Here is a 20,046-nt window from a genome sequence, read left to right as displayed (position 1 = left end):
AAATGACGATGGCTGGCCGAAACAAGCAGGAAGCAGCACGCGGTAACGATGTGGTGATTGCGGGCGGCGGCTATGTGGGGCTGGTCACGGCGGTTGCGATCAAATCGGCAGCGCCGCACCTTTCCGTCACCGTGATCGACGGCGCCCCGGCCGGGGCGTGGAAGAACGATCCGCGCGCGTCCTCCATCGCCGCAGCCGCCTCGCGTATGCTCGATCGGCTCGGCTGCTGGCAGGAAATCCTTCCCGAAGCCCAGCCCATCACGGAAATGGTAATTACCGACTCCCGTACATCCGATCCGGTACGCCCGGTATTTCTCACCTTCGAAGGCGAAGTGGAGCCCGGCGAACCTTTCGCCCACATGGTCGAAAACCGGGTGCTCAACACCGCCCTTCACAACAAGGCCGATGCGCTTGGCATCGCTTTTCTGGAAGCGGTCAGCGTGGAAAGTTTCACCACCCTGCCCGAGAACGTGACGGTTACGCTCTCCAATGGCAACACGCTTGAAACGCGCCTGCTGATAGCGGCGGACGGCGCGCGCTCGCGCCTGCGCGATCTTGCGGGCATCAAGACAGTCAACTGGGACTATGGCCAGTCCGGCATCGTCTGCAATGTCAGTCACGAACGCCCGCATGGCGGCCGCGCCGACGAGCATTTCCTGCCAGCGGGTCCTTTTGCCATTCTTCCGCTCAAGGGCAATCGCAGTTCGCTCGTCTGGACCGAACGCACCGCAGACGCCGAACGCCTCATCCGGGAGGATGATTTCGTTTTCGAGGCGGAACTGGAACAGCGCTTCGGTCACCGCCTCGGCGCCCTGCATGTCGAGGGCCCGCGCCGGGCCTTCCCGCTCGGGCTGACACTTGCGCGTGAATTCGTGAAGCCGCGCTTCGTACTGGTCGGCGATGCCGCCCACCGCATCCACCCCATTGCAGGCCAGGGCCTCAATCTCGGGTTCCGCGATGCGGCGGCGATTGCCGAAGTCGTGGTCGAAACCGATCGCCTCGGTCTCGACATCGGTTCCTTTGCCGCGCTTGAGCGCTATCAGTCGTGGCGACGCTTCGACATCGTGCAGATGGGCGTCACGACCGATATCCTGACCAGGCTTTTCTCCAACGACAATCCGGCGGTGCGCTCGATCCGCGATATCGGTCTGGGCCTCGTCGACCGTGTCCCGACGCTGAAATCCTTCTTCATCAAGCAGGCCGCCGGTCTTTCCGGCGATACGCCACGCCTGTTGAAAGGACAGTCCATTTGAATTCTGGCTGATCGCTGGACCCGTTCCCTCCGCGCCCTATATCGGAAACGAAATCCCAACCGAGAGGAGAGCGTCTCATGGACAGAAAAGCAACCGCCGTCTGGCAAGGCACGCTGAAGGAAGGCAAGGGCACCCTCGATACGCAAAGCGGTGCGCTGAAGGACCTTCCCTATGATTTCAAGGGGCGTTTTGTCGATGAAAGCGGACGTTCGGGCACCAATCCGGAAGAACTTCTGGGCGCGGCACATGCCGGCTGCTTCGCCATGCAGCTTTCCGCATTTCTGGCCGAGCACGGGACGCCGGCGGAAAAGCTCGAAGCGACAGCCACCGTCAAGATTGGTCCCGCGGAGGGCGGCGGTTTCGAAATCAGCCGCAGCGCGCTGACGCTCAACGCCGCCATTCCCGGAATCTCGGTCGAGGATTTCGAAGCCCTCGCCAACAAGGCCAAACAGTCCTGCCCGCTTTCGAAAGCACTGGGCGCCATTGAAGTGACGCTGGATGCCAGGCTGGCCTAACTCCAACAATTTTCAGGGAGTAGTTTTCTACTCCCTATCTTCGCGAGTTTTCAGGAATAAAGAAAAAAGATAGAGTGAATTACTTTCTGTAAAAACAAAAGCGTTCTTATAGAAATATTTGTATTATTTTTTAGCAGGATATTGTAAATGAAAAATAGGCTTATTTACTCGGCAATTATATCCATGACATTATTCACTTCTTCTTTCGCTTATTCTGAAACAGGAAACATCAGAACATCTCTTGACAATGATCAGAGAGCTATTGGCACCCATGCGTTTACCGCTTCGGATTATAAGCCGGGCGCCATCCAGCACATCGTTCTCTTCAAATATAAGGAAACGACTAGCCCGGCTCAAATCAAGGAAGCCCGGGAACGGTTCCTCGCTCTTGAGAATCAGGCAAAGAGAAACGGAAAGCCCTATATTCAGCGAATCGAGGCCGGTTCGCAAATAAGCGGCGAAGGCGTGGATCACGATTTTCAGGAAGCTTTTATTGTCACCTTTCGCTCCGAAGGCGACCGGAACTACTATGTTGGCACACCAGTGGTGACCGACCCGAAATTCTACGATCCAGCCCATCAGAAGTTTAAGGATTTCGTCGGGCCGCTTCTTGCCGAAGAAAACGGCGTATTGGTCTTCGACTTCAAGGCACGGTAGAAATAGGCGAACTATGAAAAATGAGCGGGCGCAAGCCCGCTTTCTCATTCCGGCAAATGACAGACCGCTTCGATATTGTGGCCGTCCGGGTCGATAACGAAGGCTGCGTAATAATCGGGATGGTAATCGGCGCGCAGGCCCGGCTTGCCATTATCCGCACCGCCTGCGGCAAGGGCGGCATCGTAGAAGCGGTGGACCTCGGAACGCGTTCCGGCCGAAAAAGCGACGTGCAGGACACCGTCGAGCTTCGCGCCCTTCTGCTTGCCGATCCAGAATTCCGGCTTTCCGTTACGCCCATAGCCGACCCAATCACCGAATTCCATGGCCCGCGAGATGCCAAGAGGAGCCAGCGCAGCATCATAAAAGGCACGCGATCTGGGCATGCTGGAAATGTTGAAACCGATATGATCGAGCATGAAAGCACCACCTTTACGCTAGTCATTATCCAATGAAATATCGGCATGAGGGCAAAGGTCAAGCCCACATGGCCAAGCATGGTGGTTGTAGTCAAACGTAACGAAAAAGGGGAAAGTCAAAGCCTTCCCCTTTACAAATCCGGGCGGACAGTGATTGCCGCGACTACACGCGGCGTTCGACCATCATCTTCTTGATTTCGGCTACAAGAGGCGTGGAGGCCGCAGGCCGACAGGGAAATAAACAAGAGGCGTGGAGCGCCCCGGCGCGACAGGGATCATAAAAAAAGAGGCGATTGCCGCGACTACACGCGGCGCTCGACCATCATTTTCTTGATTTCGGCAATCGCCTTGGCCGGATTCAATCCCTTCGGGCAGGTCTGCGCGCAGTTCATGATGGTGTGGCAACGATAAAGCCGGAACGGATCTTCAAGATTGTCGAGACGTTCGCCCTTGGCTTCGTCTCTGGAGTCGATCAGCCAGCGATAGGCCTGAAGCAGCACGGCGGGGCCGAGATAACGATCGCCGTTCCACCAGTAGCTCGGGCACGAGGTCGAGCAGCAGGCGCACAGGATGCATTCGTAAAGACCGTCGAGCTTCTGGCGATCCTCATGGCTTTGCAGCCATTCCTTCTGCGGCTCCGGCGAAACCGTCTTGAGCCATGGCTCGATGGAACGGTGCTGGGCGTAGAAATTGTTGAGGTCCGGCACAAGGTCCTTCACCACCGGCATATGCGGCAACGGATAGACCTTGATGGCGCCCTTGATGTCGTCCATGCCCTTGGTGCAGGCCAGCGTGTTGGCGCCATCGATATTCATGGCGCACGAACCGCAAATGCCTTCGCGGCACGAGCGGCGCAGCGTCAGCGTCGGGTCGATCTTGTTCTTGATATAGAGCAGACCATCCAGAACCATCGGGCCGCAATCGTCGCGATCGACATAATAGGTGTCGATGCTCGGATTGGCGTCGTCATCCGGCGACCAGCGATAGATACGGAATTCCGTGACATGGCTGGCGCCATCAGGACGCGGCCAGGTCTTGCCTTCCTGGACGCGGGAATTCTTGGGAAGTGCGAGTTCAACCATTGCTCTTTCCCCTAATCAGTAAACGCGCTTCTTGGGCGCAATCTTGGCGAGGCTGATGCCGCCTTCCTCTTCCGTGGTCAACGGATCGAGGTGAACGGCGCGATAGCCAAGCTTCACCTTGCCGTCCGGCGACAGCCAGGACAGGGTGTGCTTGCGCCATTCGGCATCGTTGCGGTCAGGGAAATCCTCACGCGCATGGGCGCCACGGCTTTCGTGACGAGCCTCCGCCGACACCACCGTGGTGATCGCGTTGGCCATGAGGTTTTCCAGCTCCAGCGTCTCAACGAGATCGGAGTTCCAGATCATGGAGCGGTCGGTGACCTTGATGTCCGGCAGTTCGTGCCAGATCTTTTCCATGCGCTCGCAACCCTGCTGGAGCGATTCCGACGTGCGGAACACAGCAGCGTCTTCCTGCATCGTGCGCTGCATCTTTTCGCGCAAGCTGGCCGTCGGCGTCGAGCCGTTGGCATGGCGCAGGCGGTCGAAGCGATCCATGATCTTTTCGCAGGCAACTTCGTTGATGTCCGGGATTTTCGCATCGCGATCGATGACCTGACCGGCGCGGATTGCAGCCGCGCGGCCAAACACCACCAGATCGATCAGAGAATTGGAGCCGAGACGGTTCGCACCGTGCACCGAAGCGCAACCGGCTTCGCCAACGGCCATCAGGCCGGGCTGGACGCGGTCGGGATCTTCCGGCGTCGGGTTCAGCACTTCGCCCCAGTAATTGGTCGGGATGCCGCCCATATTGTAGTGAACCGTCGGGATGACCGGGATCGGTTCCTTGGTCACATCGACGCCCGCGAAAATCTTGGCCGATTCGGAAATACCCGGCAGGCGTTCTTGCAGCACCGCCGGATCGAGATGGTCGAGATGCAGGAAGATGTGATCCTTGTTCTTGCCCACGCCGCGACCGGCGCGGATTTCCATGGTCATGCAGCGCGAGACGACGTCACGCGAGGCAAGGTCCTTGGCCGATGGTGCATAACGCTCCATGAAGCGCTCGCCTTCGGAATTGACCAGGTAACCGCCTTCGCCGCGCGCGCCCTCGGTGATGAGGCAGCCAGCGCCGTAAATTCCGGTCGGATGGAACTGCACGAATTCCATGTCCTGAAGCGGCAGACCGGCGCGCGCCACCATGCCGCCGCCGTCGCCGGTGCAGGTATGGGCCGAGGTTGCGGAGAAAAAGGCGCGGCCATAACCGCCCGTCGCCAGAACCACCATCTTGGCGGAGAAGCGATGGATCGTGCCGTCATCCAGGTTCCACGCCACGACGCCGGTGCACACACCGTCGGTCATGATCAGGTCGAGCGCGAAATATTCGATGAAGAACTGCGCGTTGTTCCTGAGCGACTGGCCGTAAAGCGTGTGCAGGATCGCGTGACCGGTACGGTCGGCAGCGGCACAGGTGCGCTGCACAGCCGGGCCGTCGCCGAAATTCTGCATGTGACCGCCGAAGGGACGCTGATAGATCTTGCCCTCTTCGGTGCGCGAGAACGGCACGCCATAATGCTCAAGCTCGTAGACGGCGGCCGGCGCTTCACGCGCCAGATATTCCATCGCGTCGGTATCGCCCAGCCAGTCCGATCCCTTGACGGTATCGAACATATGCCACTGCCAATGATCCGGCCCCATATTGCGCAGCGATGCGGCAATGCCGCCCTGTGCCGCGACCGTATGGGAACGGGTGGGGAAAACCTTGGTGATACAGGCCGTCTTGAGACCCTGCTCGGCCATGCCGAGCGTGGCACGAAGGCCCGCGCCGCCGGCTCCGACCACCACCACGTCGAACTTGTGATCGATGTAGGTGTACTTGCTCGCCGCCGTGGACGCCGTTTTGTTTACTGCACTAGCCATCGGGCTATCAACCTCCGAAGCTCAGCTTGAGGATCGCGAAAAGGCAGGCAAAGCCGACCACCGCCGCAAAGAAGGTGTTCAACATCACCAGCACGATCTTCATGCCTTCGCCATGCACATAGTCTTCGATAATGACCTGCATACCCAGACGCATGTGATAGACGCCGGTCAGAACGAACAGCGCCATGACGATGGCGGTCAGGGGATGCGAAAGAGCGGCCCGGACTTCCGCGAAGCTTGCGCCATTGAGCGAAATCACCAGACCGATGAAAAACAGGACCAGCGGCACCAGGGCCACGGCCGTCACGCGCTGATACCAGAAATGGCCAGTGCCTTCCTTGGCGGAGCCAAGACCGCGAACCTTGCCAAGCGGGGTCCGCATATCCTTATTCATGCCGTTCATGAACCGGTTCCTCCTAGCGCACCGAATAGGCGACGATCCAGACGAGGATCGTGGCAATCACGGAAAAGACCACCGAAGCCCAGGCGATCCTTGAAGCGGTGTGCTTTTCAAGACCGGCGCCGGTATCCCAGATGAAATGGCGAACACCGCCGGCCAGATGGTGCAGCAGCGCCCAGGTATAGCCGAACAGGACCAGGCGGCCGATCCACGAACCGAAAACGGCGTTGACGGCGTTGAAGCACTCTTCGCCCACCGCAGCCGAGATCAGCCAGGCCGCAAGCAGCAGGGTGCCGAGATAAAGTGCACCGCCCGTAATGCGATGCACGATCGACATCGTCATCGTGATGACCGGCTTGTAGATGGACAGATGCGGCGACAAAGGACGCTGACGCGTTGCGATCGGTTGTGTCATGGCTCTCGTTTGCCTCTCGTGGGGCTTCCCTGACGTTTCCCCGGCCAACACCCCGCCGACGAAAATCAGCGAAGCGACCGGGCAGAGGGTTCTCCCGAACCCTTGTTCGATGCCGCCCCCAAGCATGAGGAAAACAGAAGTTTCGATCCCCGCCCGGGCACGACTCAAGAAAATGTGGCTGGACCGTGGCATACGGCCCTATGTGCCGCTTTCTACTGCTCTTTCACCATCACGTCAAAGAAGCTTTTTCACGAAAAGACTAACAATTGGTCGCACCTGGACGACACATTGCCGTGATTGCGGCATTCAAACGATTGAAGATCGCAACCGGCAAAAACATGTGTAATTTCATCCACTTTCAGAAAATCGACTATGCGCCGAATCGAATCACATAGCTCGACCAATCGGCGGCCGTGGCGATCTGTTCATAGAGCTTGCGGCCATCTTCCGGCACGCGCGGCGCGTTGAGCACAAGCTTCGACCAGCTCCGCTCTTCGGCCTTGTCCGCCAGCACATCGATCAGCGCCTTGGCTATGCCTTTGCCGCGATGGTCGTGATGAACGTAGATATGGTCGACCTGCCCGGCGCGCAGGCCCGTCACCGGTTCCGGCAGATCGTAGAAGATCACGAAACCGACCAGATTTCCGTCGACCCGGGCCCCCAGCGTTTCGGCGGCGCGATCCTGCAACAGATGCTCCGCATAGAATTCGTCGGGACGGCGCGGCGCACCGCGCTTCAGCGCCTGTGCATAGCTGGCGAGAAGCGGCGCGAATTCATGGGCATCCCGCAAATGAAGAAGCGCGATATCGACAGCATGATCTTTGGTCATTGAACGATCCTTGATACGGCAAAGCTCACGCGATTGTATCCAGTGAAGATGACAAAGGCAAAGAAGGGGAGCGGTAATCCGCAAACTCTTTTCACAGCACATGAAAAAACCGCCGGACTGAGCCGGCGGTTTTTCAAATCACGACGGTACGACGAATGGATCAGTTCCACTCGCGAATATCAACGAAGTGACCGGCAATTGCGGCGGCAGCGGCCATGGCGGGCGACACAAGATGTGTGCGGCCCTTGAAACCCTGACGGCCCTCGAAATTGCGGTTGGACGTCGAAGCGCAACGTTCGCCCGGCTTCAGGCGGTCGTCATTCATGGCAAGGCACATGGAGCAACCTGGCTCGCGCCAGTCGAAACCGGCTTCGATGAAGATCTTGTCCAGACCTTCGGCTTCCGCCTGTTCCTTCACAAGACCGGAACCGGGAACGATCATGGCATTGACGCCGGCGGCGACCTTCTTTCCTTCCGCCATGCGGGCGGCATCACGCAAATCCTCGATGCGGCCATTGGTGCACGAGCCGATGAAGACACGGTCGATCTTGATGTCGGTCATCCTGGTGCCCGGCTTCAGGCCCATATAGTCCAGCGCACGCCACTTCGATGCACGCTTGGTTTCGTCGCTGATGTCGTCCGGGTTCGGCACGATATCGGTGACGAAGACGACATCTTCCGGCGAAGAGCCCCAGGAGACGACCGGCGAGATTTTTGCGGCGTCCAGTTCGACGATCTTGTCGAAATGCGCGCCTTCATCCGAACGCAGCGTCTTCCAGTAGGCAATCGCCTGTTCCAGCGCCTCGCCCTTCGGCGCGCGCGGCTTGTCCTTGATATAGGCGAAGGTCGTCTCGTCCGGCGCGATCAGACCGGCGCGGGCACCGCCTTCGATGGACATGTTGCAGACCGTCATGCGGCCTTCCATCGACAGCGAACGGATGGCATCGCCCGCATATTCGATCACATAGCCGGTACCACCAGCCGTGCCGATCTCGCCGATGATGGCAAGCGTGATGTCCTTGGCCGTGACGCCGGGAGCGAGTTCGCCATTCACACGCACCAGCATGTTCCTGGCCTTCTTCTGGATCAGCGTCTGGGTTGCCAGAACGTGCTCCACTTCCGACGTGCCGATACCGTGGGCCAGCGAGCCGAAGGCACCGTGGGTCGAGGTATGGCTATCGCCGCAAACGATGGTCATGCCCGGCAGCGTAAACCCCTGTTCCGGCCCGACGATATGCACCACGCCCTGACGGCGGTCACGCTCGGAATAATATTCGACGCCGAAATCCGCCGCGTTCTTCGCCAGCGCTTCGACCTGAATACGGCTTTCCTCATTCTTGATGCCGTTGATCCGGTCGGGCGAGGTCGAGACATTGTGATCGACCACGGCGAGCGTCTTTTCCGGGTGACGGACCTTGCGTCCCGCCATGCGCAGACCTTCGAAAGCCTGCGGGCTTGTCACTTCATGGACAAGATGGCGATCGATATAAAGGAGGCAGGTTCCGTCGTCCTGCTGATCCACTACATGGTCGTCCCAGATCTTGTCATAAAGTGTACGCGGCGCGCTCATTGCGAGAGTTCCTTTGAACGGTTCTTAATTTGGCCTGTCATATGCACCTGCCATCTCATTTCGTCAAGAAAATGAAACCGCAACAGGGTGTCGCAGTAACAATCTTTCGAGATGTTGGCAAAATTATGCGATATGTTACGCTGGGTAACAGGTTTGGCAAATAAAAAAGGCGACCGAAGGCCGCCTTTTTCGAACAGATCGCCGTGACGCTTATTCAGCGGCGGCGGCAGCCTTTGCGGCGGCATCGCGTTCAGCAGCGCGCTTGTCAGCTTCGCGTTCGGCCTTGGTGCGATTGTCCTTCTTTTCAGCGATACGCGCAGCCTTACCGGTGAGGCCACGGAGGTAGTAGAGCTTCGCGCGACGGACCTTACCGCGGCGGACGAGTTCAACGCCTTCAACGATCGGCGAGTAAACCGGGAATACGCGCTCCACGCCTTCGCCGTAGGAAATCTTGCGGACGGTAAAGTTTTCGTTGAGGCCAGCGCCGGAGCGGGCAATGCAGATGCCTTCATAGGCCTGCACGCGGGTACGCGTACCTTCGGTCACGCGAACCTGAACGCGAACGGTGTCGCCCGGCTGGAAATCTGGAAGCTTGCGCTTTTCTTCGATCTTTGCTGCCTGTTCGGCTTCAAGCTGACGAATGATGTCGGTCATCGTCGGACTCCTTCTTAAATTCTTCTCAAACAGTCAGAGCGCTCTGCACTTGCCGCCGGGCAATCCTGGCCTTGCGACTATGCCTTCAATTACAGGCAGGAGCGGTACACCATTTATTCGTTTCGAGTGTCGGGCAAGGCCCGAACGGGTTTTCAGCGGTCGGATTTCCCGATCCGGCAGGCACATACAGCATCGCGACGGATTTGTCACGCCCTGTCATAAATTTTCGTAGCCAGCCGCCGGGAGCTGTGACACAGTCATTGTCGACAATAAAAGCCATAATCATAAGCAAAATGTAAAATACAACATAAAACGGGAACACTATGACGGCGAAAAATCCTTCACCCTCCTTGTATAATGAAGACTTGGCACCTGCTGAAGAACGAAAATGGGGTGCCTTCAGTATTTTCAACGTCTGGACGTCGGACGTACACAGCCTTTGGGGCTATTATCTCGCCGCGAGCCTTTTTCTGCTTTGTGGAAGCTTTCTCAATTTCATAATTGCGATAGGCATCGGCTCGCTGGTCATCTTCTTCCTGATGAGTCTGGTCGGAAACGCCGGCGTACGCACGGGCGTTCCCTTCCCGGTGCTGGCGCGCGCGTCCTTCGGTACGTTCGGCGCCAATTTTCCCGCACTTGTTCGCGGCGTTGTCGCCTGTTTCTGGTACGGCGCGCAAACCGCCGCTGCTTCCGGGGCCATCGTAGCGCTGCTGATCCGCAATGAAGACATGCTGTCCTTCCACCAGAACAGCCACCTTCTCGGCCATTCGACGCTGGAAGTCATGTGCTATGTCTTCGTCTGGGCAGCGCAGTTGCTCATCATCCAACGCGGCATGGAGACGGTGCGCAAGTTTCAGGACTGGGCCGGTCCGGCTGTCTGGATCATGATGCTCATCCTCGCGGTCTATCTGGTGATCAAATCCGGTACCTTCTCCTTCGGCAGCGAAATTCCGCGCGATGTCCTTCTCGAAAAGACCAGGGACGCGGGCGTGACCGGCGAGCCCGGCTCCTTCGCAGCCCTTGCAGCGGTCGCGGCCACCTGGATCACCTATTTCGCAGCGCTCTATCTGAACTTCTGCGACTTTTCACGATATGCTAGGGATGAGGCATCGTTGCGGCGCGGCAATCTGTGGGGCCTGCCGGTCAATCTTCTGGCCTTCTGCCTTGTGGCGGGCGTAACCACCACGGCCGCCTTCACTGTCTATGGCGAAGTCCTGCTTCATCCCGACCAGATTTCGGCGAAATTCGATAGCTGGTTCCTGGCGCTTCTTGCGGCTCTCACCTTTACGGTGGCAACGCTCGGCATCAATGTCGTCGCAAACTTCGTGTCTGCCGCCTTCGACTTTTCCAACGTCTTTCCGCAGAAGATTTCGTTCAAGGGCGGCGGCGTCATCGCTGCGCTGATCGCGCTTGTGCTTTATCCTTTCGCACCGTGGGAAACGGGTGCGGCGCATTTCGTCAATTTCCTCGGTTCGACCATGGGGCCGATCTTCGGAATCATCATGGTCGATTACTATCTGCTGCGCCGCGGCAGGCTGAACGTGGCCGACCTTTATCAGGAGAACGGAGAATTCCGGTTCCAGAACGGCTGGCACGTCAAGGCCTTCATCGCGTTTGCAATCGGCGCCCTGTTCTCGTCCGTCCTGCCGATGGCCACCAATATCCTGCCTGCCTGGTGGGCGACCTATGGATGGTTCTTCGGCGTGGCAATTGGCGGCGGCGTCTATTTCATACTTCGCAAGCCAGAGGCGGAACTTCGTGCATCCGCCACACAGCACACGGCCTGATTCCAAAAAAAGTGCCCGGCACTGCCGGGCATTATTCATCTGCGCTTTCCCGCCGGCTGCGCCTCGACATAGGCTTCCCAGAGATCGGGACGGCGCTCGCGCGTGATGCGCTCCGCCTGTTCGTGCCGCCATTTGTCGATAGCGCCATGATTGCCGGAGGTCAGGACATCCGGGATCGAGCGCCCTTCCCATTCCTGCGGCCGCGTATAGTGGGGATGCTCCAGAAGGCCGGTCTCGAAGCTCTCGGTCTCGCCGGATTCGCGATTGCCCATCACGCCCGGCAAAAGCCGCACGATAGCATCGAGGAGAACGATTGCGGCAGTCTCCCCGCCCGACAGGATGTAGTCGCCGATGGACACTTCCTCAAGCGCGCGTGCCTCGATGACACGCTCATCCACGCCTTCGAAGCGACCGCACAAAATGATCGCGCCCGGCCCTTCGGCCAGTTCACGCACACGCTTTTGCGTCAACGGCTTTCCGCGTGGGCTCATAAGCAGCATCGGACGGTCGTCTGCGACCGAATCGAGCGCCCGCGCCACCACATCGGGCTTCATCACCATGCCCGCGCCGCCGCCGGACGGCGTATCGTCCACCATCCGGTGCCTACCTTCGGCAAAGTCGCGGATCTGCACCGTATCCAGCGACCATGTTCCCTCCTGAAGCGCCTTGCCCGCAAGCGAAACGCCGAGCGGCCCCGGAAACATTTCGGGATAGAGCGTCAGTACGGATGCATGAAAGGAACCGGCCTCGTCTTCGACCTTGAAAATTTCGGTCATGACTTCTTCGGCTTCTTCTTTTCGGCCTTCGGACGCTCGCCCTCATCGTCGGCGATCAGCCCGGCGGCATGAGGCTCCACCAGCAGCGTGCCCTTGTCGAAATCGATTTCGGGAACCGCCGCTTCGGTGAAGGGGATGAGCATCGGGCGTTTCCCCTTCTCGCTCAACTCGATGAGATCGCCGCCGCCGAAATCGAACAGGGCGCTCACCACGCCATAGGTCTTGCCATCGGCATCCACCGCGAGCAGGCCGATCAGATCGGTCTGGAAATATTCGTCCTCGTCCAGTTCGTCATCCGGCAGTTGCGAGCGGTCGATAAACAGCTCCGTACCGTTCAGCGCCTCGGCGGCATTGCGGTCGTTGACGCCCTTGAAGCGGACGACCACCACATTCTTGGCAGGACGGGCTTCAAGCACTTCGTAACTCTTGCCCTGTTCATCGTAGAGCAGGCCGTAATCGGTAATTGCCAGCGGATCGCCGGTAAAGGTCTTCACTCTCACTTCGCCCCGTGTGCCGTGCGCGGCACCGATGACGGCGAGCTGGATCGGGTTTTCTGGACGCGGCATTGGCAACCTTGTTCTGCTGCTCGGATTGATATTTTCCGTTCAATAGCTCTTTCGCGTGCCCAATTCACGTCAAATCGTAACAAAACCGCGATCTTCCGCGTAATTGCGGGCCTTTTGCCTCGCCTCAACCAGCCGGTAACCTATCCCTGGCAGACTGGGACCAGATTGAAACATGAGCGACCGCGACCCATGACGACCAACGGAGAATTCCTCATCCCTGCCCGTGCCGACCTTGCGGCGGCGCGGGAGGAATGGCTGAAAACGCTGAAGGATGCGCGTCGCCTGTCGGTCAACACGCTGGAGGCCTATGAGCGCGACACGCGCCAGTTTCTCAATTTCCTGACCGGTCATCTTGGTGAGCCGCCATCGCTGAAAGATGTCGGCAGCCTGCGCATTGCGGATCTGCGTTCCTTTCTCGCCAGCCGCCGTAACGAGGGCGTCGGCGCGCGAACGCTTGGACGCGGGCTTGCAGGCGTGCGCTCGCTGCTGCGTCATCTCGAAAAGCGCGGCCTCGCCAATGCCGCGGGAGCCGGCGCCATGCGCGCGCCGCGCCAGCCGAAGTCTCTGCCGAAGCCGCTCACGGCTGACGATGCCCGTCGCGTGGTTGCCGCCGATGGCCAGCTTGCCGAAGAACCCTGGATCGCGGCACGCAACGCCGCCATCCTGACGCTGCTTTATGGCTGCGGCCTGCGCATATCCGAGGCGCTGGGGCTTTCCGGCGATGCCTTGTCGGATGCAGATGCTCTCTCCATCACCATTACCGGCAAGGGCGGGAAAAGCCGCCTCGTCCCGCTTCTGCCGGTGGTTCACAGGGTTGTGGCGCAATATCGCGCGCTCTGTCCCTACGATCTTTCCGCCGACAAGCCACTGTTCCGCGGTGCCAGGGGCGGTGTGCTTCACCCGGCGATCATCCAGCGCGAAATGCAGAGACTGCGCGGCGCCCTCGGCCTGCCCGACAGCGCCACGCCCCATGCGCTACGCCATTCCTTCGCGACTCATCTTCTGGGCCGCGGCGGTGACCTTCGAACCATTCAGGAACTGCTCGGCCATGCGAGCCTTTCCACCACGCAGGTCTATACCGGCGTCGATACGGAACGGCTGCTGGAAGTCTACGACAAGGCCCATCCGCGCGCCTGACCGAGCCGGAGCTTCATCCCCTTCCTGACGGTTCTATCTCGCATCGGCGGAAACCGGACCCTACATGATGGTCATGAAAAAGCTGCTTCTCGTTCTCCTCTATGCCTGTCTGGCGGGCGCCGCCTCGGCCCAAACCGACGTCCTGCCCGTCGTCTGCACGACGCATGGCGTCAACGTCGTCGAAGGCCTGAGAAAGGACAATCCCGCCATATGGCGGGAATTGCGGCGGGAAGCAGATGCCATTCCCAACCACATGGGCCTGATCTGGAAGATCGAAAAGGAGGACATCGAACCGTCCTATCTGTTCGGCACGATCCACCTGACCGATCCGCGCGTCCTGAAATTGCCGAAGGAGGTCGGGAACGCCTATCGCGCGGCCAACACGGTCGTCATCGAGACGACGGACATTCTGGACCCTGGGGTATTCCTGCGGCTGAAACTCGAACAGCCCGACCTTCTGCTCTTCACCGATGGCAGCACACTCAAATCTCATATTCCCGAAGACCGGCGCAAGGAAATAGAAGCGAAACTCGCGCAACAAGGCATCGTTCTCGACGCGGTGGCGAAGATGAAGCCATGGGTCCTGACGAACCTTCTCACCCTCCCCAAATGCGAGCGGGAACGAACGAATGACGGCGAAAAGTCGCTCGATGAGCGTCTTGCCCGCGATGCGCAGGCCGAAGGTCGTAACGTGCGGGGGCTGGAAAGCGCTGCAGAGCAACTCACGGCCATGAACAGGATGCCGCTCGACTTCCATATCCGCAACCTGATCGCCACCGTCGAATATGGTGACAGGATCGAGGACGCGATGGAAACCATGACAGCGCTTTACCTCGACGGCGAGGTCGGCATGATCATGCCCGCACTACGGAAGATTGTTCCCGATGATCTGTCCGACGCGGATTACAGCCTGTTCCTGAAGCATCTCGTCATCGACCGCAACCACGTCATGGCGGACCGCGCCGCACCGCTGATCGATCGGGGAAGCGCGTTCGTGGCCATCGGCGCAATGCATCTTCCGGGGAAGGAAGGAGTGGTCGAATTGCTGCGCGATAAGGGCTACCACATCACCCCGGTTCCCCCGCTCGATTGAGCCCCCGGCGGAACTATCCGCTTTTTCTCACGTTGAACAGGTTCACGGGTTTGTGATCGACATCGTCGCTATCGCAAGCCAGACGCGCGAAAAGACAAAAGATCGGAGTCTGATCCGATTTCATCGGACCGTGCTTCAACTCCATTTGTCAGCCCACGTCGCTTCCAGGACGGAAGGGGCCATTGGAGGAACCTGTTATGGTCGATCCCCTCGATCCGCGGACCAGCGATCCGCGAAACGATCCACGTACAACGTCCGATCCCCGCCTTTCAGATCCGTCAGGGATGCCACCGGTGCCGCCGCCACGCGGAGGAAGCACTTACCTGCTTGGCGCCGTACTTCTGGCGGCAATCATCATCCTCGGCTATTTCTTCTACCAGAACGGCAGCGGAACCGACACGGCTGCGCCACCGCCGCCTGCGACACAGAGCGAACCGTCGACACCGGCCCCGCCGGCACAGAATTAGCTATAAATGCAAAAGGCCCGCACGAGCGGGCCTTCGACGATTGCGCCATGAAAGACCGATTACATATGGATCGGCTTGGCGAAGGTTGCGAGCGCAGATTCGCGCACGGCTTCCGACATGGTCGGATGCGCGTGGCAAGTGCGGGCCAGATCTTCCGACGAGCCGCCGAATTCCATCAGGACGGCCAGTTCGTGGATCATCTCACCGGCATTGTATCCGAGGATATGCGCGCCCAGAACACGATCCGTCGCCTTGTCGGCGAGAATCTTCACAAAGCCATCCGTATGCTGCATGGCGCGGGCGCGACCATTGGCCGTGAACGGGAATTTGCCGATCTTGTAGTCGATGCCTGCGGCCTTCAGCTCTTCTTCGGTCTTGCCGACGGAAGCCACTTCCGGCTGCGTGTAGACGACGCTCGGAATGACGTCGAAATTCACGTGACCGACCTGACCGGCAATGATTTCGGCGACCGCGATACCTTCGTCCTCGGCCTTGTGCGCCAGCATCGGCCCCTGCACGACATCGCCGATGGCATAGATGCCTTCGACATTGGTGCGCCAGTGATCGTCAATCGCCACGCGGCCGCGATCGTCGATATTGACACCCGCTTCCTGAAGGCCGAGAGCGTCCGTATAGGGACGACGGCCGGTCGCAATCAGCACGGCATCGGCTTCAAGCACTTCGGCGTCACCGCCCTTGACCGGCTCAAAAGTCACCTTTGCGCCCCCAGAACCCGTCTTGCCCGATTTTTCAACTCCAGTCACCTTCGCGCCGAGCTTGAAGACAATGCCCTGCTTTTCCAGAAGGCGCTGGAACTGCTTCGACACTTCGCCGTCCATCGGGCCGAGCACCTTGTCGAGATATTCGACGACCGTGACTTTCGCACCGAGGCGCGCCCAGACGGACCCGAGTTCCAGGCCGATGACGCCGCCGCCGACCACGATCAGATTGCCCGGAACCTTGTCGAAGGAAAGAGCGCCGGTGGAGGACACGATGACCTTTTCGTCAATATCGACCTTCACGCCGGGGATGCCCGCGACATCCGAACCCGTGGCGATGATGATGTTCTTCGCCTCGATTTCCTGGACCGCGCCGTCTTCGGCCGTCACGGAAACCTTGCCCTTGGCGACGATCTTGCCGGTGCCGATATAGGGCGTGATCTTGTTCTTCTTGAACAGGAATTCCACGCCCGAGACATTGGCCTTAACGGTCGCGTCCTTGTGGGCCAGCATCTTTTCGAGGTTCAGCTTCGGCGTGCCGACTTCGACGCCGAGCGTGTCGAAGGAATGACCGGCTTCGGCAAAGACTTCCGATGCATGAAGCAGGGCCTTGGAGGGAATGCAGCCGATGTTCAGGCAGGTGCCACCAAAGGTCTTGCGCTTTTCCACCACAGCGACCGAAAGGCCCAGCTGTGCGGCCTTGATGGCGGCGACATAACCGCCGGGGCCGGTACCGATGACAACCACATCGTAAGACATTGAACTATCCTTCTTCAGTCTGTCCTGAACGTTTTCGGACGCCCGGTCCATCCGGGCTCGTCCTTTTCATTCAAATTCATTCACATGCAACCGGCATTGCTCGATGCCGGTCATTCCGGTTCGGGCGAGCATCCCTGAAAGCGGAAGCTTTCCCACTGAAGCGGCTTTTCGGGCTTTGCCGCTCCAAAATCATAACCGTCGAGCGCCGTCACCAGATCGGGCAGCAGGATCGCCTGCGCCGCCGGCTCGTCCGCCTTGGGCAGGACGTCCGCTTCCGCACCTTCCTTCAGCGCATAGACGACACTTTGCCAAATGCTGCAATCGTCGAGGTCTTCCGGATTGGAACCGTCGCCCTTGCAGTCGAACGTCAGCAGCGCATAGGGGCGCGCCACGCCTTCCTCGGGCCAGATCACCATGCCGTCGAGCTTGAACTCCGGCTTGTCGTTCGCCGTGATCGTGAATTCGTTCGTCGGTGCGGGCGACATTTTGAGATCGTTCGTCTGTTCCGGCCGGAAAGTCAGCGTATAGGCATCGTCACGGTCGCGATAGATCGCCCGGTTCTGCGTACATGCAGCCTGCACCGCCGTCGAGAATACCGACACGGCGACGGCTGAAACAGCCGTAATCCTGAGAAGCTTTGTTGCAGCGTGCATTCGTCAGTTCTCCCTGATCTGGTCCGGCAGCGAATCCTGTCGCCTCTTACATAGCCTTTTCAGTGGCAAGTTTCAGCCCAAGAGCGATAAACACCACGCCGCTCGTCCGATCGATCCATTTTGAGGCGCGCGAGAAGGCCGCGCGCATCTTGGGCGTCGTCATGAAAAGGCTGACGCCGACGAACCACGCGATCAGGGCGGTCGCCATCACCAGGCCGTAACCGAGCTTCACCTCGACCGGCGTATGCGCATGAACCACGGTCGAAAAGATCGACAGGAAGAAGAAAACGGCCTTGGGGTTCAGCGCATTGGCGGCGAAGCCAAGCCCGAACGCCTTGGCGAAGCTCTGTTTCCTGCGCGGCTCGTGCGCGCCCGTCTCCACATCGATCTTCGTCGTGCCGGCGCGCAACGCCTTGATGCCAATATAGACCAGATAGGCCACGCCACACCATTTGACGATATTGAACAGATAGATCGATTTGGAAATGATGAGACCGAGGCCCAGAACCGTGTAGGTGACATGCATCATCAGCGCGGTGCCGATACCGAAACTCGTGATGATCGCCTCGCGACGGCCATGCATCAGCGATTGCCGGATGACCATGGCGAGATCGGCGCCCGGTGAAACGATGGCGAAAACGAAAATCGCCATCAGCGAAGCCAGTTCGAACAGATAGGGATGCATCACGTCTCCTTCGCCTCAAACCCGTGTCCTGCCGTCAGAGGACGGCGGCCAGAAACATCAGCGCCAGACCGGCCAGCGAACCGACCCAGGCCAGGGACCGGACATAGGCAATGCCTGCCAGATAAAGCGGTATATAGAGAATGCGACAGCCAAACCAAAGCCAGGCGCCGCCAAGGCCCCAACCGCTCGCATCGCCCTTCAGCACCAGCACCAGCGCGAGAGCGACAAAAGCCGGATAGGTTTCGCGGAAATTGGCGGAAGCGCGCTCGGCGCGACCGGCTATCCTGGCCGTCGGTTTCAGCCCCTCGTCACGCGGGCCGGCATTCCAGGCCGTACCAAGCTCACGCGTCGCCGTCATTCCTTGCAGGAGGATATGAACCACCAGCAAGACGACACTCCAGCCGATGACCGGCAGGAAAGGTGAAGAGGCGAAAAGACCCGGCTCCATCCGTCAGTCCCCGTTTGCAAAAGCCGCCCGATAAATTCGGGCGGCTCTTCAGGATGCTACTCAGAGATCGAGAACGAGGCGTTCCGGATCTTCCAGGCTTTCCTTGACGCGGACGAGGAAGGTCACGGCTTCCTTGCCGTCCACGATGCGGTGATCGTAGGAGAGCGCGAGATACATCATCGGACGGATGACGATCTGGCCGTCGACGACGACCGGACGTTCCTGGATCTTGTGCATACCCAGAATGCCCGACTGCGGCGCATTGAGGATCGGCGAGGACATCAGCGAGCCGTAAACGCCGCCATTGGTGATGGTGAACGTGCCGCCCTGCATGTCGGCCATGGAAAGCGAACCGTCGCGAGCGGCCTTGGCCAGACGCGCCAGTTCCTTTTCAACGCCGGCAATCGACATGCTGTCGGCATCGCGGATGACCGGAACGACAAGACCCTTGTCCGTGCCGACAGCCATGCCGACATGGGCAAAGTTCTTGTAGATGATGTCGGTGCCGTCGATCTCGGCGTTAACAGCCGGGATTTCCTTCAGCGCATGGGTCACGGCCTTCGTGAAGAAGCCCATGAAGCCAAGCTTCACGCCATGCTTCTTTTCGAAGATGTCCTTGTAGCGCTTACGCAGATCCATCACGGCGGACATATCGACTTCGTTGTAAGTCGTCAGCATCGCAGCCGTGTTCTGGGCGTCCTTGAGGCGCTTGGCGATCGTCTGGCGCAGACGCGTCATCTTCACGCGTTCTTCGCGCGAAGCGTCGTCGGCAGGCGAAGCCGGACGAGCGGCGGCGGCAGCAACCGGAGCCGGAGCCGCGGAAACGCCCCCAGAAATGCCCTTGGCGATAGCGTCGAGAACGTCGCCCTTGAGAACCTGACCGCGCTTGCCGGAACCATCGACCTGAGCGGCGGAGACGCCGCTTTCAGCCAGAAGCTTTGCAGCGGCGGGAGCCGGCTGCATGGCCGGGCCGGACGAGGCAGAAGCGGCGGCAGCCGGTGCCGGAGCGGCAGCAGGCTTGGCTTCTTCCTTCTTTGCGGCGGCAGGGGTAGCCGGAGCGGCAGCGGCGCCGTCGCTGGAAATCTGGCCGAGCAGCGCATTCACTTCGACCGTGTCGCCTTCATTGGCCACGATTTCAGCCAGAACGCCCGCAGCCGCGGCCGGAACTTCCACTGTCACCTTGTCGGTTTCCAGTTCCACCAGCGGTTCGTCGACGGCGACTGCGTCCCCGACCTTCTTGAACCATTTTCCGATGGTTGCCTCAGTAACGGACTCCCCAAGCGTGGGAACGCGAATTTCGGTGGCCAT

At 59.4% G+C, this 20,046-nt stretch carries 22 protein-coding genes; 7 read left to right on the top strand and 15 right to left on the bottom strand.

Annotated features, from left to right (window positions below):
- Positions 1-8: 8 nt before the first annotated feature.
- The 3 genes from FHS76_RS01965 (at position 9) to FHS76_RS01955 (ending at position 2,425) form a co-directional block, all read left to right on the top strand.
- Positions 9-1,253 carry a ubiquinone biosynthesis hydroxylase gene (locus FHS76_RS01965; protein ID WP_183647280.1) on the top strand — a complete coding sequence of 415 codons (1,245 nt, stop codon included), beginning with the start codon at positions 9-11 and terminating at the stop codon, positions 1,251-1,253.
- A 77-nt stretch (positions 1,254-1,330) separates the two neighbouring features.
- Positions 1,331-1,768, top strand: a complete 438-nt coding sequence (locus tag FHS76_RS01960) for an OsmC family protein (RefSeq protein WP_183647277.1) — start codon at positions 1,331-1,333, stop codon at positions 1,766-1,768.
- 147 nt (positions 1,769-1,915) lie between these two features.
- Positions 1,916-2,425 carry a Dabb family protein gene (locus FHS76_RS01955; RefSeq protein WP_210305969.1) on the top strand — a complete coding sequence of 170 codons (510 nt, stop codon included), beginning with the start codon at positions 1,916-1,918 and terminating at the stop codon, positions 2,423-2,425.
- Between the two features lie 44 nt (positions 2,426-2,469).
- On the opposite strand, the gene FHS76_RS01950 is transcribed toward FHS76_RS01955, so the two are convergent.
- The 8 genes from FHS76_RS01950 to rplS form a co-directional block, all read right to left on the bottom strand.
- Positions 2,470-2,841: a VOC family protein gene (locus tag FHS76_RS01950; protein WP_183647275.1), complete on the bottom strand. Its 372-nt coding sequence runs from the start codon at positions 2,839-2,841 to the stop codon at positions 2,470-2,472.
- 302 nt (positions 2,842-3,143) lie between these two features.
- On the bottom strand, positions 3,144-3,923 hold the full coding sequence (locus FHS76_RS01945; protein WP_183647272.1) for a succinate dehydrogenase iron-sulfur subunit: 780 nt from the start codon (positions 3,921-3,923) through the stop codon (positions 3,144-3,146).
- A 15-nt stretch (positions 3,924-3,938) separates the two neighbouring features.
- Positions 3,939-5,780, bottom strand: a complete 1,842-nt coding sequence (gene sdhA, locus FHS76_RS01940; RefSeq protein ID WP_183647269.1) for a succinate dehydrogenase flavoprotein subunit — start codon at positions 5,778-5,780, stop codon at positions 3,939-3,941.
- A gap of 7 nt (positions 5,781-5,787) precedes the next feature.
- The gene (gene sdhD / locus FHS76_RS01935; protein ID WP_183647266.1) at positions 5,788-6,183 is read right to left on the bottom strand and encodes a succinate dehydrogenase, hydrophobic membrane anchor protein; all 396 of its coding nucleotides are present in this window, start codon (positions 6,181-6,183) and stop codon (positions 5,788-5,790) included.
- A gap of 13 nt (positions 6,184-6,196) precedes the next feature.
- A complete protein-coding gene (gene sdhC / locus FHS76_RS01930) occupies positions 6,197-6,595 on the bottom strand; it encodes a succinate dehydrogenase, cytochrome b556 subunit (protein WP_183647263.1) in 399 nt (132 codons plus the stop codon).
- A gap of 370 nt (positions 6,596-6,965) precedes the next feature.
- Positions 6,966-7,424: a GNAT family N-acetyltransferase gene (locus tag FHS76_RS01925; protein ID WP_183647260.1), complete on the bottom strand. Its 459-nt coding sequence runs from the start codon at positions 7,422-7,424 to the stop codon at positions 6,966-6,968.
- Between the two features lie 160 nt (positions 7,425-7,584).
- Positions 7,585-8,994 (bottom strand): 3-isopropylmalate dehydratase large subunit, encoded by a 1,410-nt coding sequence (gene leuC / locus FHS76_RS01920; RefSeq protein ID WP_183647257.1) that lies wholly within the window; start codon positions 8,992-8,994, stop codon positions 7,585-7,587.
- 210 nt (positions 8,995-9,204) lie between these two features.
- Positions 9,205-9,648 (bottom strand): 50S ribosomal protein L19, encoded by a 444-nt coding sequence (gene rplS / locus FHS76_RS01915; RefSeq protein WP_183647254.1) that lies wholly within the window; start codon positions 9,646-9,648, stop codon positions 9,205-9,207.
- Between the two features lie 323 nt (positions 9,649-9,971).
- Here rplS and FHS76_RS01910 point away from each other — a divergent pair, with 323 nt between their 5' ends.
- The gene (locus FHS76_RS01910) at positions 9,972-11,435 is read left to right on the top strand and encodes an NCS1 family nucleobase:cation symporter-1 (protein ID WP_183647251.1); all 1,464 of its coding nucleotides are present in this window, start codon (positions 9,972-9,974) and stop codon (positions 11,433-11,435) included.
- A gap of 35 nt (positions 11,436-11,470) precedes the next feature.
- Here the strand turns inward: FHS76_RS01910 and trmD are convergent, their stop codons facing one another.
- Both trmD and rimM read right to left on the bottom strand, forming a co-directional pair.
- On the bottom strand, positions 11,471-12,211 hold the full coding sequence (trmD, locus tag FHS76_RS01905) for a tRNA (guanosine(37)-N1)-methyltransferase TrmD (protein ID WP_183647248.1): 741 nt from the start codon (positions 12,209-12,211) through the stop codon (positions 11,471-11,473).
- Positions 12,208-12,777 carry a ribosome maturation factor RimM gene (gene rimM / locus FHS76_RS01900; RefSeq protein WP_183647245.1) on the bottom strand — a complete coding sequence of 190 codons (570 nt, stop codon included), beginning with the start codon at positions 12,775-12,777 and terminating at the stop codon, positions 12,208-12,210. Before rimM ends, trmD begins: the two co-directional genes overlap by 4 nt.
- A gap of 189 nt (positions 12,778-12,966) precedes the next feature.
- Here rimM and FHS76_RS01895 point away from each other — a divergent pair, with 189 nt between their 5' ends.
- From FHS76_RS01895 to FHS76_RS01885, 3 genes are all read left to right on the top strand, one after another.
- The gene (locus FHS76_RS01895) at positions 12,967-13,914 is read left to right on the top strand and encodes a tyrosine recombinase XerC (RefSeq protein ID WP_183647242.1); all 948 of its coding nucleotides are present in this window, start codon (positions 12,967-12,969) and stop codon (positions 13,912-13,914) included.
- 73 nt (positions 13,915-13,987) lie between these two features.
- Entirely contained in the window at positions 13,988-15,007 is a 1,020-nt protein-coding gene (locus tag FHS76_RS01890) for a TraB/GumN family protein (protein ID WP_183647484.1), read from the top strand.
- Positions 15,008-15,204: 197 nt separating this feature from the next.
- A complete protein-coding gene (locus tag FHS76_RS01885; RefSeq protein WP_183647239.1) occupies positions 15,205-15,474 on the top strand; it encodes a hypothetical protein in 270 nt (89 codons plus the stop codon).
- A gap of 59 nt (positions 15,475-15,533) precedes the next feature.
- On the opposite strand, the gene lpdA is transcribed toward FHS76_RS01885, so the two are convergent.
- The 5 genes from lpdA to odhB all read right to left on the bottom strand — a co-directional run bounded on the left by lpdA (position 15,534) and on the right by odhB (position 20,046).
- On the bottom strand, positions 15,534-16,952 hold the full coding sequence (gene lpdA, locus FHS76_RS01880) for a dihydrolipoyl dehydrogenase (protein WP_183647236.1): 1,419 nt from the start codon (positions 16,950-16,952) through the stop codon (positions 15,534-15,536).
- Positions 16,953-17,062: 110 nt separating this feature from the next.
- Positions 17,063-17,605: a hypothetical protein gene (locus FHS76_RS01875; RefSeq protein ID WP_183647232.1), complete on the bottom strand. Its 543-nt coding sequence runs from the start codon at positions 17,603-17,605 to the stop codon at positions 17,063-17,065.
- Between the two features lie 46 nt (positions 17,606-17,651).
- Positions 17,652-18,290: a LysE family translocator gene (locus FHS76_RS01870; RefSeq protein ID WP_183647229.1), complete on the bottom strand. Its 639-nt coding sequence runs from the start codon at positions 18,288-18,290 to the stop codon at positions 17,652-17,654.
- Positions 18,291-18,324: 34 nt separating this feature from the next.
- The gene (locus FHS76_RS01865) at positions 18,325-18,738 is read right to left on the bottom strand and encodes an MAPEG family protein (RefSeq protein WP_183647226.1); all 414 of its coding nucleotides are present in this window, start codon (positions 18,736-18,738) and stop codon (positions 18,325-18,327) included.
- A gap of 60 nt (positions 18,739-18,798) precedes the next feature.
- Entirely contained in the window at positions 18,799-20,046 is a 1,248-nt protein-coding gene (gene odhB, locus FHS76_RS01860; RefSeq protein ID WP_183647222.1) for a 2-oxoglutarate dehydrogenase complex dihydrolipoyllysine-residue succinyltransferase, read from the bottom strand.

It is taken from the genome of Brucella daejeonensis (assembly GCF_014199265.1).
Classification (GTDB): Bacteria; Pseudomonadota; Alphaproteobacteria; order Rhizobiales; family Rhizobiaceae; genus Brucella; species Brucella daejeonensis.
This window is presented reverse-complemented; position numbering and strand designations above follow the sequence as displayed.